Origin of the sequence: Mucilaginibacter sp. (genome assembly GCF_036383575.1) — a bacterium.
Taxonomy (GTDB): Bacteria; Bacteroidota; Bacteroidia; order Sphingobacteriales; family Sphingobacteriaceae; genus Mucilaginibacter.
Genome location: NZ_DASVOB010000851.1, coordinates 1 through 16,433, shown reverse-complemented (window position 1 = coordinate 16,433; position 16,433 = coordinate 1). Strand labels below are relative to the sequence as shown.

General features: G+C 41.5%; 17 protein-coding genes. 9 read left to right on the top strand and 8 right to left on the bottom strand.

The features are described from left to right. Together VF500_RS30000 and VF500_RS29995 are read left to right on the top strand one after the other, a co-directional pair. The coding region (locus VF500_RS30000) for an efflux RND transporter permease subunit (protein ID WP_330863178.1) at positions 1 to 3,278 on the top strand (3,278 nt) is incomplete at its 5' end. Between the two features lie 125 nt (positions 3,279 to 3,403). Then, positions 3,404 to 3,889 (top strand): DUF4126 family protein, encoded by a 486-nt coding sequence (locus VF500_RS29995; RefSeq protein WP_330863177.1) that lies wholly within the window; start codon positions 3,404 to 3,406, stop codon positions 3,887 to 3,889. Here VF500_RS29995 and VF500_RS29990 read toward each other — a convergent pair. Continuing rightward, on the bottom strand, positions 3,886 to 5,013 hold the full coding sequence (locus VF500_RS29990; protein WP_330863176.1) for a mechanosensitive ion channel family protein: 1,128 nt from the start codon (positions 5,011 to 5,013) through the stop codon (positions 3,886 to 3,888). The two genes, VF500_RS29995 and VF500_RS29990, sit on opposite strands and share 4 nt — an antisense overlap. A gap of 181 nt (positions 5,014 to 5,194) precedes the next feature. On the opposite strand from VF500_RS29990, the gene VF500_RS29985 reads away from it, so the two are divergent. Then, positions 5,195 to 5,812, top strand: a complete 618-nt coding sequence (locus VF500_RS29985; RefSeq protein WP_330863175.1) for a TetR/AcrR family transcriptional regulator — start codon at positions 5,195 to 5,197, stop codon at positions 5,810 to 5,812. Between the two features lie 219 nt (positions 5,813 to 6,031). On the opposite strand, the gene VF500_RS29980 is transcribed toward VF500_RS29985, so the two are convergent. From VF500_RS29980 to VF500_RS29965, 4 genes are all read right to left on the bottom strand, one after another. Then, complete coding sequence (locus tag VF500_RS29980) at positions 6,032 to 6,286, bottom strand: OsmC family protein (protein ID WP_330863179.1); 255 nt, start codon at positions 6,284 to 6,286, stop codon at positions 6,032 to 6,034. Next, positions 6,287 to 6,445 (bottom strand): hypothetical protein, encoded by a 159-nt coding sequence (locus tag VF500_RS29975; protein WP_330863174.1) that lies wholly within the window; start codon positions 6,443 to 6,445, stop codon positions 6,287 to 6,289. Positions 6,446 to 6,553: 108 nt separating this feature from the next. Then, a complete protein-coding gene (locus VF500_RS29970; RefSeq protein ID WP_330863173.1) occupies positions 6,554 to 6,973 on the bottom strand; it encodes a hypothetical protein in 420 nt (139 codons plus the stop codon). 70 nt (positions 6,974 to 7,043) lie between these two features. Further along, positions 7,044 to 8,291 carry a nucleoside recognition domain-containing protein gene (locus VF500_RS29965; protein ID WP_330863172.1) on the bottom strand — a complete coding sequence of 416 codons (1,248 nt, stop codon included), beginning with the start codon at positions 8,289 to 8,291 and terminating at the stop codon, positions 7,044 to 7,046. Between the two features lie 75 nt (positions 8,292 to 8,366). On the opposite strand from VF500_RS29965, the gene VF500_RS29960 reads away from it, so the two are divergent. The 6 genes from VF500_RS29960 to VF500_RS29935 all read left to right on the top strand — a co-directional run bounded on the left by VF500_RS29960 (position 8,367) and on the right by VF500_RS29935 (position 13,450). Next, positions 8,367 to 8,801, top strand: coding sequence for a DinB family protein (locus VF500_RS29960; RefSeq protein ID WP_330863171.1), 435 nt, complete (start codon positions 8,367 to 8,369; stop codon positions 8,799 to 8,801). Continuing rightward, positions 8,801 to 9,217 (top strand): DUF3052 domain-containing protein, encoded by a 417-nt coding sequence (locus VF500_RS29955; protein ID WP_330863170.1) that lies wholly within the window; start codon positions 8,801 to 8,803, stop codon positions 9,215 to 9,217. Before VF500_RS29960 ends, VF500_RS29955 begins: the two co-directional genes overlap by 1 nt. A 90-nt stretch (positions 9,218 to 9,307) precedes the next feature. Then, entirely contained in the window at positions 9,308 to 9,736 is a 429-nt protein-coding gene (locus tag VF500_RS29950) for an OsmC family protein (protein ID WP_121225915.1), read from the top strand. 28 nt (positions 9,737 to 9,764) lie between these two features. Continuing rightward, entirely contained in the window at positions 9,765 to 10,604 is an 840-nt protein-coding gene (locus VF500_RS29945; protein WP_330863169.1) for a maleylpyruvate isomerase N-terminal domain-containing protein, read from the top strand. 309 nt (positions 10,605 to 10,913) lie between these two features. Beyond that, complete coding sequence (locus tag VF500_RS29940) at positions 10,914 to 12,290, top strand: DUF6089 family protein (RefSeq protein ID WP_330863168.1); 1,377 nt, start codon at positions 10,914 to 10,916, stop codon at positions 12,288 to 12,290. 392 nt (positions 12,291 to 12,682) lie between these two features. After that, positions 12,683 to 13,450 carry a hypothetical protein gene (locus tag VF500_RS29935; protein WP_330863167.1) on the top strand — a complete coding sequence of 256 codons (768 nt, stop codon included), beginning with the start codon at positions 12,683 to 12,685 and terminating at the stop codon, positions 13,448 to 13,450. A 64-nt stretch (positions 13,451 to 13,514) separates the two neighbouring features. Here the strand turns inward: VF500_RS29935 and VF500_RS29930 are convergent, their stop codons facing one another. From VF500_RS29930 to VF500_RS29920, 3 genes are all read right to left on the bottom strand, one after another. Continuing rightward, positions 13,515 to 14,378 (bottom strand): alpha/beta hydrolase family protein, encoded by an 864-nt coding sequence (locus VF500_RS29930; RefSeq protein ID WP_330863166.1) that lies wholly within the window; start codon positions 14,376 to 14,378, stop codon positions 13,515 to 13,517. A 4-nt stretch (positions 14,379 to 14,382) separates the two neighbouring features. After that, positions 14,383 to 16,002, bottom strand: a complete 1,620-nt coding sequence (locus VF500_RS29925) for a carboxylesterase/lipase family protein (RefSeq protein ID WP_330863165.1) — start codon at positions 16,000 to 16,002, stop codon at positions 14,383 to 14,385. Positions 16,003 to 16,212: 210 nt separating this feature from the next. Beyond that, the coding region (locus VF500_RS29920; protein ID WP_330863164.1) for a hypothetical protein at positions 16,213 to 16,433 on the bottom strand (221 nt) is incomplete at its 5' end.

Below are 16,433 nucleotides of genomic sequence, written 5' to 3'. Positions count from 1 at the left end.
AATCGAAAGTGTTTATAACAACAACCTTTGCAGGCCAGTCGCCTCAAAATATCGAGAACCTGGTAACACGTCAGATTGAAAAGCAACTTAAGTCGTTAAAGGGCTTAAAAAAAGTGACTTCAAACTCGGTACAGAATGTTTCGATTATCACGGCCGAATTTCAAGCGAACGTTAATATAAAGGATGCTAAAATCGATGTGAAGGATGCAATAGATAAGGCAAAAAAGGATCTTCCTCAAAATGATAATAATTATACCGATCCAGCTGTATCTGATATCAACGTTGCCGATCTGCCTATCTTATACATCAATATTTCAGGTAATTATGACCTGAAGAAGCTGAAGGAATATGCGGATATATTAAAAGATGAAATTGAAAGCTACAAGGAGATATCAAAAGTTGATGAAGTAGGTGCTTTAACACCGGAAATTCAGGTCAATGTTGATATGAATAAGATGGCTGCAGCGCAGCTTAGTTTGCCGGACATCAGTAATGCTATTGGTTACGAAAATATATTATCATCGACTGGTACTGTTAAAACCGATGGTGTTCGCAGGACTATTGACATTAAGCAGGACTTTAAAAATGCTGATGAAGTAGCAGCTATGGTGATCCGTAACCCTAAAGGGCAGGCTGTTTACCTAAGGGATATTGCCGAAGTAAAAGATTCGTTTTTGGAGCAGGAAAGTTATGCGAGGTTAAAAACCAATGATAACCCTAACTTTAAGAATGTAATTACGCTTAATGTAAGTAAAAGAGCCGGAGAAAACCTGATCGAGGCATCTGATAAGATCAATGAGTTGATCAAATTAAAGCAAAAAACAGTTTTTCCTAAAGGGTTGGATATTGTTGTAACCGGCGATCAATCGGATAAAACACGCACAACGCTGAATGACCTCATCAATACCATCGTTATCGGCTTCCTTTTGGTTACCGTAATCCTGATGTTTTTCATGGGAACAACCAACGCTATTTTCGTGGCATTGTCAGTGCCATTATCATGTTTCATCGCTTTTTTGGTGATGCCTGCAATTGGGTTCACCTTAAATATGATCGTGTTGTTCTCGTTCCTGTTGGCGTTGGGTATTGTGGTGGATGACGCCATTGTAGTTATAGAAAATACCCACCGTATTTTTGCTAACGGTAAAGTTCCGATCAAGGAAGCAGCAAAAATGGCTGCAGGCGAAGTGTTTTTACCTGTATTTTCAGGTACTATGACCACCTTGGCTCCCTTTATACCTTTGGCATTCTGGAATAGCTTGATCGGGCATTTCATGTTCTTTCTACCTATAACGCTCATCATTACATTACTGGCATCATTGGTAGTGGCCTACATCTTTAACCCGGTATTTGCGGTTGATTTTATGAGGCCTCACCATGATGGCGAACATGATAACCCTAAGTTTGACAGGCCAACAAAAAGGGCCATGATATTTTTGGCGATAGCTGCAGTTATCGGTTACCTGATGAACGTTGGTGTTGGTAACCTGATTGTGCTCATCATGGTGTTATACCTGATCAACCACTTCTTCCTGTTGCGTGTTATTGACAGGTTTCAGAAAAATGCCTGGCCTAAATTCCAAAACTGGTACGCCAAATGGCTTGAGCGTGCCGTACACAGGCCGGTTATAGTTTTACTGGGAACCATTGGCTTATTCGTTTTTGCTATCTTCTTTATGGCTGTGCGAGGCAAGACACCGGAGTTTTTCCCATCCGGGGATCCTAACTTTGCCTATGTATATATTACCCTGCCTATAGGTACCGATCAGGCTTATACCAACGACGTTACCCGGCAGATAGAAAAACGTGTTGCCCAGGTTGTTGAACCTGACAAGGATATTGTATCGTCTGTAATATCAAACGTAACTAAAGGTGTAACAGATCCTACCGATGAAGATCAGGGTGATTATCAAAATAAAGGTAAGGTTACCGTTGCCTTTGTAGAATTTGGCAAACGTAATGGTAAGGATACCAAAAAAGTATTGGCCAATATCCGCGCGGCGGTACAAGGTATTCCTGGTGCAAAAATAGCCGTAGCTCAGGAAAATAGTGGCCCGCCGGTACAAAAGGATATCAGTATTGAAATAGTTGGCGATAATCTTGATTCTCTTGTTGCTACGGGTAACAGGCTTAAAAGCTATCTCGCCAAGCAAAATATAGCCGGTATTGAAAACCTTATTGCCGACGTACAAAGCGATAAACCAGAAATTGTGTTTGATGTGGACCGCGAGCGTGCCAACCGTGAGGGCGTATCTTCCCAACAAATAAACCAAAATCTATTTACCGCTATCTATGGCTGGAAGGCGGCTGACTTCCGAAATACCCGTGAAGATGATTATAAAATTATGGTGAGGACACTGCCAAGTCAGCGAAGCAATATTGATGAGATTAAAAACCTCAAGATAACGTATCGTGATTTGGCAATGGGCGGGGCCATTCGTCAGGTGCCTATCTCTGCTTTTACTGATGTACGTTACACAACTACTTACAGTAATATCAAGCGTAAACAGCAACGCAGGGTATTGACGCTTGGTTCAAACGTTATCAAGCCTTACAATCCCAATGAAGTTAACGCCAATATTTTAAAGGCGATAAACAACTTCAAGAAACCGGATAACGTGATCATAAGGCAGGGTGGTGGTCAGGAAGATCAAATGGAAGCTATGACTTTCCTGCTTTCTGCGCTTGGTGTGTCGTTCGGGCTTATTCTCATTATTTTAATGATCCAGTTTAACTCAATTGGCAAAACGCTTATTATTATCAGCGAGATACTCTTTAGTATAATTGGTGTGTTGCTGGGCGTTACCATATTCGGCATGACCATGTCTATAGTAATGACTGGTATTGGTATCATTGCACTCGCCGGTGTGGTTGTTCGTAACGGGATCTTATTAGTTGAGTTTACCGATATGCTGCTTGAGCAGGGCGTTAGCATCCATGACGCTGTAGTTGAGGCCGGTCATACCCGTATGACACCGGTACTGCTAACCGCTACTGCTGCTATTTTAGGTTTAATACCGTTGGCAGTTGGTTTCAATATTGATTTCGTAGGCTTGTTTACCCGTTTTGAACCGCATATCCACTTTGGTGGTGATAACGTTGCTTTCTGGGGCCCGCTGGCCTGGACAATGATCTTCGGTTTAGGCTTCGCTACAATTATTACATTGATACTTGTACCATGTTTATACCTGATCCGCTATAACCTTAAAGCGAGGTTGTTCGGCAAAAAATCAGTGGAACCGAAACATGTTGAGGTATTAGAAACAGAAGCAGTTTAAAATAAAACCAATGTTTGTGAAAACGGCCGTGCTACATAAAGTGCGGCCGTTTTTGTATTTATAGATTTTTAATCACAAACATAACGGGGCATTTTGGGTTGTTAAATCAATAGTTTTAAAGCAGAATGAAACTTAAACCATTAAACCCAGTTTGGCAAGTGATAAGCCTCGGCGCATTAGCCGGGATGCGTACTTTATCAGCGCCAGTTATAACTACTCATATCTTAAGCAATAATCCTTCAAAAAAATTGGAAAAATCACCATTACGGTTTATGCAGTCAACAACGGTGGCTGCTGTTTTGAAGGTTTTATCTGTTACGGAGCTTATTGCAGATAAGTTGCCTTCAACCCCAAACCGGATAGAGCCGGGAGGAGTGGCAGGCAGGTGCTTATCGGGGGCTTTGGCTGGTGCAAGTATTTACAAAGTTGTTGGAGGTAAAGCATTGACAGGAGCATTGATAGGAGGGGCCACAGCAATAGCAGCAACTTACGGAAGCTATTATTTGCGCAAAAACATAGTTAAAGCAAACCACATTGCCGATCCATGGATAGGCGCCGCCGAAGATGCTTTGGTAATAGGAGCGGGTATTGGCCTAAATAAACTGGCTTAAGCTCCGGTCGCGGGCTGAACATACTTTTTAAGCTCGCCCAGGTTGCTGATCTCATTACGTGAACGCGGCAGGCTGCCCGGAAAATTCTTTTGGATAAAGGTGATCAGGTTTTCGCGGATATAACAACGCAGATCAAATGCGTTTGACGATGTGCTGGAGCTCATCAGCACCCTGATCTCTATGGTATGTTCTCGTACATCAGTTACCTGCACTACTTTAACCCGTTTGTCCCAAAGGTTTGATTTAACAATCAGCCGCTCAAATTCTTCGCGTATAGCATCAATCGGAACCGTATGGTCCATGTATAAAAACACGGTACCCAGGATATCTGCGGATGTCCGCGTCCAGTTTTGGAAAGGCTTTTGGATAAAATAATTGATGGGTAGTATCAGCCTCCGTTCGTCCCAGATCTTTAAAACCACGTAAGTAAGGGTGATCTCTTCCACGCGCCCCCATTCGCCTTCTACAACCAAAACATCATCAATACGGATGGGTTGTGTAAACGCTATTTGGAAACCTGCCAGTAAGTTTCCCAGAGAGCTCTGTGCCGCGAAACCAACTATGATACCGCCTATACCTACGCCGGTAAGTAAACCTGTGCCTATCTTGCGCATACTTTCAAAACTGAGCAAAATAATGGCGATAGTTAAAAAGATGATGGTTACCACAATGATCTTACGGATAAACTGGATCTGCGTTCGCACTTTACGCTCTTTCAGATTATCCACTTTATTGAGGTCGTAAGTGTGATAAATATAATCTTCCAGGATCCGCACCGAACGCACAAGCAGTCCTGCGAAGGATATGGTAAGTAAGATCTCAAAGATTTTATCAATAGGTTTATAATAAACCGGGTTCATTCTCATTAATGGAGATAGTATATTAAACAGAAACAGCGGAATGAAATAAGCTACTGCCGGCCCCAGGTTAACCAATATCGATCTTAGAATGGAGTAGGAGGTGTCTGTTTTTTTTGCATACAATTTAAACAGGCGGGTTATTATGAATTTTATTATAAGGCCAACAAGAACGGCTACCAGCGCAATGATCAGGTTCCATGCAAAGGAAGGGATCCGTTGTGAAAATTCGAGCAGGTCGGGTGGTAAGCTGTTTTCTATATTCATAGCAAAGGCAAATGTTTTTCTACAGTAAAATAGTTGGAATGTAAAATTGTTTTAGCAAATGCCGCTGTAACGGGTGTTGTTATACATGTTTAATGAATTTTTGATAGTTTTGTTAAAAAAGTCAGGAAATCGATTGTGTTGACTTTTTATTTACCTGTTTAAATAAAACTTAAGGACCCACATGGCAGCAGTGAATGACCAGCAGGATATTAAAAGAGAAAAAATTTTAGAGGCCTCGCATCAACGCTTTTTACATTACGGCTATTCAAAAACTACCATGAATGAAATAGCCGGCGACCTCTCCATGTCAAAGGCCCTGCTTTACTATTATTTCCCGGATAAAAGTCAGCTGTACATTGCTGTGATGCGCAAGCTTGCTACTGATTATCTTAAAACGCTTGAAAACCGGTTAAATACTTTTACCAATTTAAAGGAAGCCTTTACTTTCCAGGTAAACACTCATCACGAGTTCATCGTTAATAATTATAATTTCTTTGATTTTTTCAGGCTTAACGAGCAAAACCTTCCTGAAACCATCTGGCAGATAGTTGGCGAGGTGCATAGCGCCGAATTGAGCCTGCTGAGTAACGCCATTAAAACCGAAGTTGGAAGAGGGGCAATTAAGCCTGTAGAAAATCCTGAAGAGATTGTTGATGTATTGATGGATGCCCTGCATGGAATCAGAGTAGGGGCCATATCCCAAAAGAAAACTAACTTTCCCCGTAAGGAACACCTGGAAGAGATCCATACCAAAAAACTGCTCCTGCTTGATATTTTTATCAAGGGCTTAATGTACTAAAGTCATCTGAAGGTATAAATAGCCTGTACTGTCAGTTATCCGTCAAATGAATGTACTATTGAACACTATGCCTGCTATTTATGGGTACATTTGTACTTACAAATAATTTAATAGCCAGGTATTTACCTTCCTGTTCATTTATTTATAAATACTTCTTTTTTAAGAGGTGATTGTTTTAGAGTGATTTAGCCTGCATAGCTTTTGGCTGTGCGGGCTTTTTTATACGCTGATGTTTGTATTAATATCAATATTGCCGATCAATATTTTATGAACCGGGCAGGCATTTGCTATTTTGAGTAAACGGTCCCGCTGTTCGTCATTTACTTCCCCTTTAAAGCTAAGTTTAGTTTCAATGCGTGTGCCACTTAAAGTCTTAAACATTTCAACATCGGCTTTTATTTCTTCTATTGGCCACATTTTACGATTGATGTACATGCGCAGGGTAATAACAGTACAGCTTGCGAGGCTGGCCAGTTATAAACTGAATGGGTTCATACCGGTATCGCTGCCATCGGCTTTTAGGGGCTCGTCTGTTATTAAACCGTGGCCGCCGCTGTTAACTACTGTTTGATATTGTGTGCGCCCTATCAGTGCAGTAGCGCTTTCTATCAGCTCAATTCCTGTTTCTTCCATAAGGCTTATAGTGTAGTGTTATCAATCTTTAGTCTAAAGTCATAAGCGCTAAGCTCAGAAAGGTAAGAAATCCGACTTTTGACTTCCGACTCAATACTTCTGACTTATTTATTCAGCAGTTTCGTTAATATCAACAAGGTCCCAGTTCTTTTTCAGGAACTTGGGGCCGCCATTATATTTCAGGATCACTTCAAAATTTGTACGGTTTGTTTGGCCTCTGCTATCCTTTGAAAGTACATACGATTTGATGATAAAAACAGAGTCGGTCTTTTTGCCAAACTGGTATTTATCGTCGGGAAAGGAGATGTTTCCATCACGGATGGTTGGTGTTACAAATTCCGTTGCAATTTTGTAAGCATCATCGGCATTGGGCATTTTACTAAACGATAATACTTCTGAGACGCCGCCTGATGTGGCAAATTTTATCATGATAAAAACAAATGCAATGCCTACGATAATTATGGCATATACACCTTTCATAGCACGCTTTTTTTTGTGCTGCTTTTCGTTAAGATAAGTTTGTGTCATTAGTTTACAAAGGGTGCGATAAAAATACTAATTAAATTGATGAATGAAAGCCGCTCCCTTTTGGCAGTATTTACGGCTGATGGCCAAAGAATAAATAGGCGATGAATATTGCAGCGATAATACCTGCTAAATCTGCTATAAGCCCCGCGGGGATAGCATAGCGGGATTTTTTGATGCCCACCGAACCGAAATATAAAGCCACAATATAAAAAGTAGTATCTGCCGAACCGTTGAAGATCCCCGCAAGCCGCCCTGCAAATTTATCAACCCCGAAATTCTGCATAACCGTTATCATCATACCTTTTGAGCCTGATCCGCTGAGGGGTTTCAGATAAGCAACCGGCATGGCATCAACAAAGCGGGTATCTAAGTTAAACTGAACGCAGATCCAGCGTAAACCTTCGTTCATGTAATCCAAAGCACCGCAGCTCCTGAACACGCTGATCCCAACCAGCATGGCCACGAGGTAGGGGATTATTTTAACGGATGTCTCAAAACCACCCTTGGCCCCTTCTACAAAAACTTCAAATACATTCACCTTTTTTATAAGGCCACCCACAATGAATATTACCGGAATGGTAAACAGCATCACATTGCTGATAACGGATGATACCGTGCTGATCTGTCCTTTGGTTAGCTGGGTGGTGAAGTACCATACCACCAACGTAATGAAAGCTGTAACACCGCCAAGCCAGCCAATAACAACCCTATCAAAAAGGTTGATCTTTTGCTTGATGGCAACTGCTATAAGGCCCACTACAGTAGCTACATATGTGGCGATAATGCAGGGTAAAAACACCTCGGCCGGGTCTTTTGAATTGAGGATGGCTCTTTGCGCTATGATGGTAACCGGTAATAATTGTAAGCCGGAGGTATGCAGCACCAGGAACATGATCTGAGCGTTTGACGCTGTTTCCTTATCGGGGTTGAGCTCCTGCAGGCTGCCCATAGCTTTTAAACCGAGTGGGGTAGCTGCATTATCGAGCCCCATTAAATTGGCCGAAAAATTCATCATCATTTGGCCTGTGGCAGGGTGATCTTTGGGCACATCCGGAAACAAACGGCTAAAGAAGGGCCTTACTATCCGAGACAAAAAATTAATAGCCCCAGCCTTTTCGCCAATATTTAAAATACCCAGCCAGAATGCCATGGAACCTATAAGCGGGAGGGCAATATCCATTACTGATGATTTTGACGAATTAAATAATCCTTCAACCAATAATTTGAAAGCTTCGGTATCGCCAAAAAAAACTAATTTTATGAGTGAAACTACAAATGCAATTACAAAAAAAGCTATCCAGATATAGTTAAGTGCCATAGTAATGTTTAAGGCTTTGAAGTTAGTGCTTTTGCTGTTTAATATGAAATACTGATATTTTTATACTACTAATAAATGAACGAGGTCGCCAACAAACTCGCCGGAATTATAGATAACGTAAGAGAACTGAAAGGCCATGATATTGACTGGGCTTATAAAGCCTCTCCCGCCAAATGGTCAAAGAAAGAGGTGATCGGGCATTTAATTGATAGCGCACAGGTTAATTTGCAGCGTTTTGTGCGCTGTACTTACGAAGAAAACTTCAGGCTTACCTATGAACAGGTTGAATGGGTTGCTGCCGCGCATTACCAGGATGCTGACGTTAATGAACTGATTGAACTTTGGGCGCTATTAAACCTGCAAATTGTACGGGTTTTAACAAACTATCCTCCCAATAGGTTAGGTACACGTTGCGATAACAGTAAACAGGAACCTAACCTGCAAACCGTTGAGTGGCTTGCTGCCGACTATGTTGACCATATGTTGCATCACTTGAAAGGTATTTTGTAATGGCTGGTTATTCAGGCACACCATTGGCGAAAAAACTCGGCGTAAAGGCAGGGGCTAAAGTTATGCTGATCAATGCGCCGGATCATTATCTTGATCTGTTTACCGACCTGCCACCCGATGTTTATTTTACAGACGATGTTTCGCTTGAAAATGATGTGATCCATTTCTTTAGCAAAAGTGCTGATGAATACCGGGCTAAGCTGCCTGAACTAAAGAAACAAATAAAACAGGATGGCATGATCTGGGTTTCCTGGCCCAAAAAGGCATCAAAAGTGGTTACTGATATTACGGAAGACCTGATTAGGAACTTCGCTTTGCAAATAGGCATGGTTGATATTAAGGTTTGCGCGGTTGACGAAGTTTGGTCAGGTTTAAAGCTGGTAATACCGGTTAAAGACAGAAAGTATATGGTATAGGTCATTTTTACTTAAAACTCATTAAACAACAGTAGCGCGTTTTAGCATAAGCGCTTAATTGTATAACTTAGCACAATAATACCTGATAATATGGCTCAGATTAATTTAAAACGTGTACATGGCGATTTTGGCTTTGAAGCCGTTGATGCCAATGGGCACACAGTAAAAATGGACAGCAGTCCGGAGAGTGGCGGCCAGGATTTTGGAATCCGCCCAATGCAGATGCTTTTAATGGGCCTTGCCGGCTGCTCGGCAATTGATGTGATCAGCATCCTGAAGAAACAACGTCAGGACATTACAGATTACAAAATGGTGGTTAACGGCGAACGCGAGGCTGGTAAAGAACCTTCGCTATGGGAAGACGTGGATATTGAATTTCATATCTATGGAAACGTTGACGAAGATAAAGCCGTGCGCGCTGCCGAACTTTCTATTAACAAATATTGCTCGGTTGCCGCAACGCTTTCAAAAGCCGGTGCCGAAATTAAGTGGAAGGTGATTGTTCACCCTGCTGAATAATAGATTCTATTACTCATTAAAATATCAAATGGCGGAACAGGAAGTCCCTATTAAAACAGTTCACCTGTTCCCCATTTTGGATGAAAAGCTGATAGAACTACTTAAATCGCTATCAGCCGACGATTGGAACAAGCCTACATTGGCGAAACTTTGGACGGTAAAAGATATTGCCACCCATTTGCTTGATGGTAATATCCGGGTTATTTCTTCTTCCCATCAATTTGCCGGAGAACCTCCGTCCAATCCCATTAACAGCTATAGTGATTTAGTAGATTTTCTGAATGGATTAAATGCCACATGGGTAAAAGCTATGAGGCGCATGAGCCCGCAGTTGCTTACTGAATTATTGGAAACAACAGGCCAGCAATACAGCGAGATAATGACTAAGGCAGACCTATTTGCACCCGCACTATTTTCTGTGGCCTGGGCAGGAGAGGAGCACTCCGTTAATTGGTTTCACATCGCCAGGGAATACACCGAAAAGTTTCATCATCAGCAACAAATTCGAGAAGCGGTAGGCAAACAAGGCATTATCACTGCCGAATTGTTTTATCCCTGCATAGATACTTTTATGTGCGGACTGCCGCATGCATACCGCACGGTCATAGCTAATACAGGCGCCCTTGTCCAAATTAGGGTAACGGGCGAAGCAGGTGGAAACTGGTTCCTGCTCAAGATGACTGAGGGCTGGACACTCACTAAGAATGCAGGTTCAATCCCGGATACAATAGTTACTTTATCTCCCGATATCGCCTGGAAAGTATTTACCAAAGGTATTGATCCGCAAACTGCATTAGAATCATCAGAAATAAGCGGAAATATTAACCTTGGCGAAAATCTGTTTAATATGGTTGCTGTAATGGCTTAGCAACTGTTTTGTTTATTACTCCATATCTGTACAAAACTGTATTCTTTTTAACTCATTAGCCATTTGGTACAAAAAGTTAGCAAACAGGTGAGAATTGCCTGTTTTAGCTAACCTGAATTGCATCATGAAAACACTGGTGTTTGGCTTAGTTAATCAGGGTTTTATATTAAATTTCTATTGGTTTTTTTTGATTTGTTTTTGACGTGTTTAACAGCGGGTTTTCCGGTTGGCAAATGTTGATGGCATCAATGTTGGATAACCCTTTGTACGTTTCTCTTGAAAGTTAAACGTATAATTAAACTTATAAATATGAAAACAAATTTAAAAAAAGCTTCGCTACTTCTTACCGGAGTTATGATTGGAAGTAAATTATTCGCTCAATCAGCAGATACTTCAGCTACAGCAAAAGATTACGTAAAACCATTTTCCGGCGGCGGCGAATTACGCACCTGGTCGATAGGCGTACATGGGGGTTTATTAACTCCATTCACCGTGTTTGGCCGTAACAGCAGGCAAGATTTCACAAGCCCGACTGAACAATTTGGATACGGTGCTTACATCAAAAAACAAATATTACCATCATTTGGCTTACAAGCCGATTTCCTTCGTGGCCAGGTGTCATCATCAAACAGCCATGTAACCACAGCAGGTACATCTACTTATGATTCTTACTCTACAAAACTAAATTGGTCGGCTGCTTTAAGTGCCAACTTTACATTGGCAAACATTAACTGGCGCCATGATAGGCCATTCATTCAACCGTACTTAACTGCGGGTGCTGGTTATATGAATTATACGCCGAGGATTACACCGGCTGGAGGTCAGCAGGAAAACTTCAAGAAAACTGATAACGGGCACATTAATGAAGTATTCATTCCGATTGGTGCAGGTTTAAAATTCAACCTTGCTCCGGGTATCAACCTTGATCTGGGTTACCAGGTTAACTTTGTTCAGTCAGATAACTTTGACGGTTATAACTTTGGCAACAGCGATGATAAGTTTTCATATGCTCACGTTGGTTTAGAGTTTGCATTAGGCAGCAAGAAAAAGCCACAAATGGCCGTTCATAACCCGGTATCATCAATGCGTACCGAGTACCTATGGGAAAATCAACGCACCCGTGCTGAGTTACAGCAACAAATTGATGCCGAGAAAGCTAAGAACGCACAATTGGCCAGCGATCTTGCTACAACCAATGCTAACCTTGCCAAGTTAACTACCGATAGTGACGGTGACGGCGTTGTTGATGTGAACGATAAATGCCCTAACACGCCTGCAGGCCAAAAAGTTGACGGTTCAGGCTGTCCTTTGGCTAAACCGGTAGTTTATGTTACCGAGGAAGATAAAAAAGTGGTTAAAGATGCCATCAAAAACCTGGAGTTTGATTTGGGCAAAGCCACCATCCGTGATCATTCATACCCAAGTTTGGATAGAGTAGCTCAGTTATTGGTTGATAAAAACTTTAGCTTGAAACTTGCTGGTCATACTGACAACACCGGTTCGGCTGATTTGAACATGCGTTTATCAAAAGACCGTGCTGAGTCGGTTAAAGCATATTTGGTAAGCAAAGGTGCCAATGCCTCACGTATTGAAGCAACAGGCTATGGCCAAACACAGCCAATTGCTACAAACAAAACTGCTGCCGGCCGCCAGGCTAATCGCAGGGTTGAGTTTACGTTGTATTAATAGTTATTGTTAATATGTCATAATTACAAAGGCCGCTCAATTGAGTGGCCTTTGCTTTTGTATGATGGCCAATGTGAATCAGTCGTTAGCTTTAAAGCATAACACACATATAAACCTGCCTGATGCTAGTTATTCACGGCATCAAACGGTAGCCTTATTTAATATCAGTGTAATTTAAAATAAGTTATTTAAAAGATTGATCAATATGCGCGTTTATTGCAACAAGTGGTAAACAGTATAAGGCTTTTAGTTAAAGGTTAATGTTTGTAGTTTATCGGTAATTAACTGGCATGTCAAACTGACTTTTTCATGACTTTTTTAATTACCAATTAAGAAACACCTTTAATTGTCGCTTGTTTACCATAACACATCTCATCATATATCAATTAGCTATGAAAGCAATCTTAGTAGTTCACAATCTCAAAAAGGAAAGTAATTATGCGCTTACCTACGCCAGTAATTTAGGTACAAAACTAAAAACTAAAGTAATTGTCATGAACACGGTACCCGAACCACTTAGTGTTCAATTATCCGATACCGATGTGCAGGACATGTTTGACGGCGAAGATTTTATAATTAAAAGGCAGGATAAAGGCGCTGAAAATATACTCTTTCTTAGCTATCTGGATACTTTGGGAATGTCGCTTCATGCAATTACAGCTAAATACGATATCGGCTTGATCATTAAAGGTGTTAGTGGAACAGCAAAAGAGATCAATGAACAGCTTACACCTATTCTGAACCACTCGGGCTGCCCATTGTTGGCTGTTCCCGAAGATGCTTCTTTTAACATCACCAACATGGGCTACCTCGCCGATCTGCGTTATGCAAAAAAAGATATCGTAAGTTTTTTAAGTAAAATGAGTGAGACTTTGGATGTAAAGGCCTCGCTTTTTAATATTACAGAATCGGGGTTACCACTTATGAATGAAAGTTATGCGGAAACTGTGTTCAGACAATTGTTTTCCGATTCGAGGCTTAATCTTGTAAGTATTAAAGAACGCGACATTATGAAAACTGTCGACGTTTTAGCCAACGTAATGCAGGTTGACTTTTTTGTGTTGAGTAATCGCAGCTCGCAATTAAACAGTCTTTGGGATTGGGAGAATATGGAGAATGAAGAACACGCCCATCTCCCGGCACTTATCTTTCCTTGTTAATTATGGTATAAATATAAGGTGGAAGGTACTATTAGTAACCTTCCACTTCATATATTCGCTTCAGTTATAAAACATAAGTGCCGTTTGCCTTCAGTACCTTGCTGAAAAACAACAAATGCCCCGGCAACGCGTTTTGCCAAAACTCCCAGGTATGGCCTCCCGGCTGTTCACTGTAGTCATGGGGCGTATGATTATAAACTAATCGGCTGTGTAATTCCCTGTTTGGTTCAAGCAAAAAGTCATCAACACCTATATTGATAACCAATGGCAAGCCGTTCCGCCTGATCTGATCGGCCATGTTGATTATGGAATAAGGCAGATAAGTATCCGGTGTCATAGGCCCCCAGATTTTATCAAGCATTTTGGTAAGCATCTCAAACCTGTCAGGAGGAAGTTTCCAGTTAGTCATGTTTGGGTCAAGTGCTCCGCTCATGCTTCCGGCAGCCGCAAAAAGCTCTGGATGTCGTGTAGAAAGGTATAACGAGCCAAAGCCACCCATAGATAAACCGGTGATAAGCCTGCCTTTTTTATCGTTTACGGTACGGTATTTACTGTCGATAAACGGTATAACCTCCCTAATAATATAAGTTTCAAACTTACTGGTAGGGTCAACCGGACTGTCAACATAATAGCTGAAGGTCTCACCCTCGGGCATTACAATAATGATATTGTATTGATCGGCAAGGTTTTTTACCAGTGACTTATCGGGTGTTTTCAGCAACCAATCATCAAAATGACCATAGCCTCCGTGCAGCAGATACAGCACCGGGAAATTGGCTTTGCTTTTTGCGTAACTATTAGGAAAAGCGATGGCCGCTTTATAGACTTTGTTCATCGCGGCGCTGGGGATCTGCACCGTATCAACTTTTGCTGCGAAAACCCAGGCGCTACAGAATAGCAGGATAAAGCTTAAAGTTACTTTTTTCATTTACTTATGGTTTTGGTGCTGTTGCAGCTACTATTTTTAATAACTCGTCGTCCGGATGGTTTTTAACTACGCATTGGTTATCCAATATCATGGTTGCACCATTTTCGGCAGTGTAAGCAGGCCATTTAGGCAATGATGATGTATTAGGATTCCCGGTTTTGGCGAAATTTATCCAAGCACTGCTAATTTTATCGGCAAGGATATAGGCTTCTTTACCACCACCGGTCATTTCCTGGCAACGGGCTATATTATTAAATTGGAAAGCAATATCCATACAGTGCATAGCCTTATACATGCCGCCGTTTACAGGAGATTGCCAGGTAAACAGGTACATGTAAACCGGAGCCGCACCGCTTACCGCTTTTTCATCAGCTTGTTTTATGGCCAGTGAACGGAAGTTAAATTCAATATCGGTATATTCTGACGGTTTTGAAATTGTGGGGTAAGCTTTTTGAGCAGCTGCAATATATGCATCGGTTTTATCGCCGTATTTCTTTTGCAAGGCAGCCTTTAATTCGTCCATTGTCTGGCTTTTAGGGCCAGGTACAAATGGAGCAAATTCGTTTTGGGTGGTGCCTACCAGCAACGGAACATTTTTTGATAATTCTTTCGCTGCGGGGTCAGAGGGTTGGTAAGGCAGAAAGTCGCCATCTAAAGCCGGGCCCCAGCCATTCATGTTTTTTCCTTCCTTCCTTAATTCTGCAGAAACTTTGCGCATGGCCTTTTTTCCTGCTTCGTTCAGAATATCATAAGGTAGTTTCTGAAGCGAATCAACCTGCGATGGTTGCAGATGAAGTTCTTCCAGTAATGCCGCAGCTACTTTTTGGGTAACAGGTTTTTCGTTAAAGTTGGTAATATAGCTTCCGCTTTCAACTATCGCATTTTTAAACAAACCCTTTGCCGATGGCGCGTTCATTAAAGAGGTAACCTTACCGCCACCGCCAGACTGGCCGAAGATGGTCACATTATCAGGATCGCCGCCAAACTGCGCTATGTTTTGTTTTACCCAATCCAAAGCCAATTTCAAATCAAGAAGACCTGCATTTGCTGAGCCTTTATATTTATCGCCATAAGCTGACAGATCAAGAAAGCCCAGGATATTTAACCGGTGATTTACGGATACCAGTACCACGTCTCCTTTTTTAGCCAGGTTTTCACCATCATATGACGGAAGCTCAATTGATGAACCGGCAGTAAAACCGCCGCCATGCAGCCATACCATTACCGGACGTTTTTTGCCATCGTTCAGTTTCTGTGTCCATACATTGAGCGACTGGCAATGCTCATTGGAATAGCCCAAGTCGTGCTGAAATGCAAATTCAAACTCATCGTTAACGGTGGTAGTGGGATCAGTGGGGCATACCGGGCCGTAAGTTTTTGAACTGCGTACGTCTGTCCATGGTGTAGGCTTTTCGGGCGCCATAAAACGGTCGGCCTTGGCATAGGGAATACCTTTAAATGTAAAAATGCCATTGTGGAGATAACCTTTTACTTTCCCGCTTTCGGTTGATGTTACAGCCACATCATTCCCGGCAACAACAGGTTCGTTGCTGTTTTGGCAAAATGCCGTTACAGGTAAAAAGCAAACGAGTAAAAGCAGCATGAGGGTACTGTTTTTTTTCATAATTGTATTTGGTTAAATTGGTTTGCACTTTGTGATCCCGAAACTGGCTTCCGGAATTTAAAGATGATTAATTACCGGGTTATACGAGAGGATGATGACCCTGGCAACTACTATTGTGTAAATATAACACAATGAATTTGCCAAATACAATTATATCGTACTTTTTACTTCCAAAAATTTCTGCTTAAAATATGAACAACTATTCTGCAATTATAATCCATACCCATCTTTATACCGTTGCATCGAAGCCCCAAATATCTCCATTGCATTGCCCTCAATATCCTGGTTTTCAAATGCACCATACACCGTGTCAAAATTAATAGCAGATGCTTTTTTGTAAGCTTTTAAAAATTCATTGCGAGAGAGCAATATGATATTTGGATAGCTGTACATAATAGCCATGTGCCGTTTGCTGCGGGCTATATTAAAGG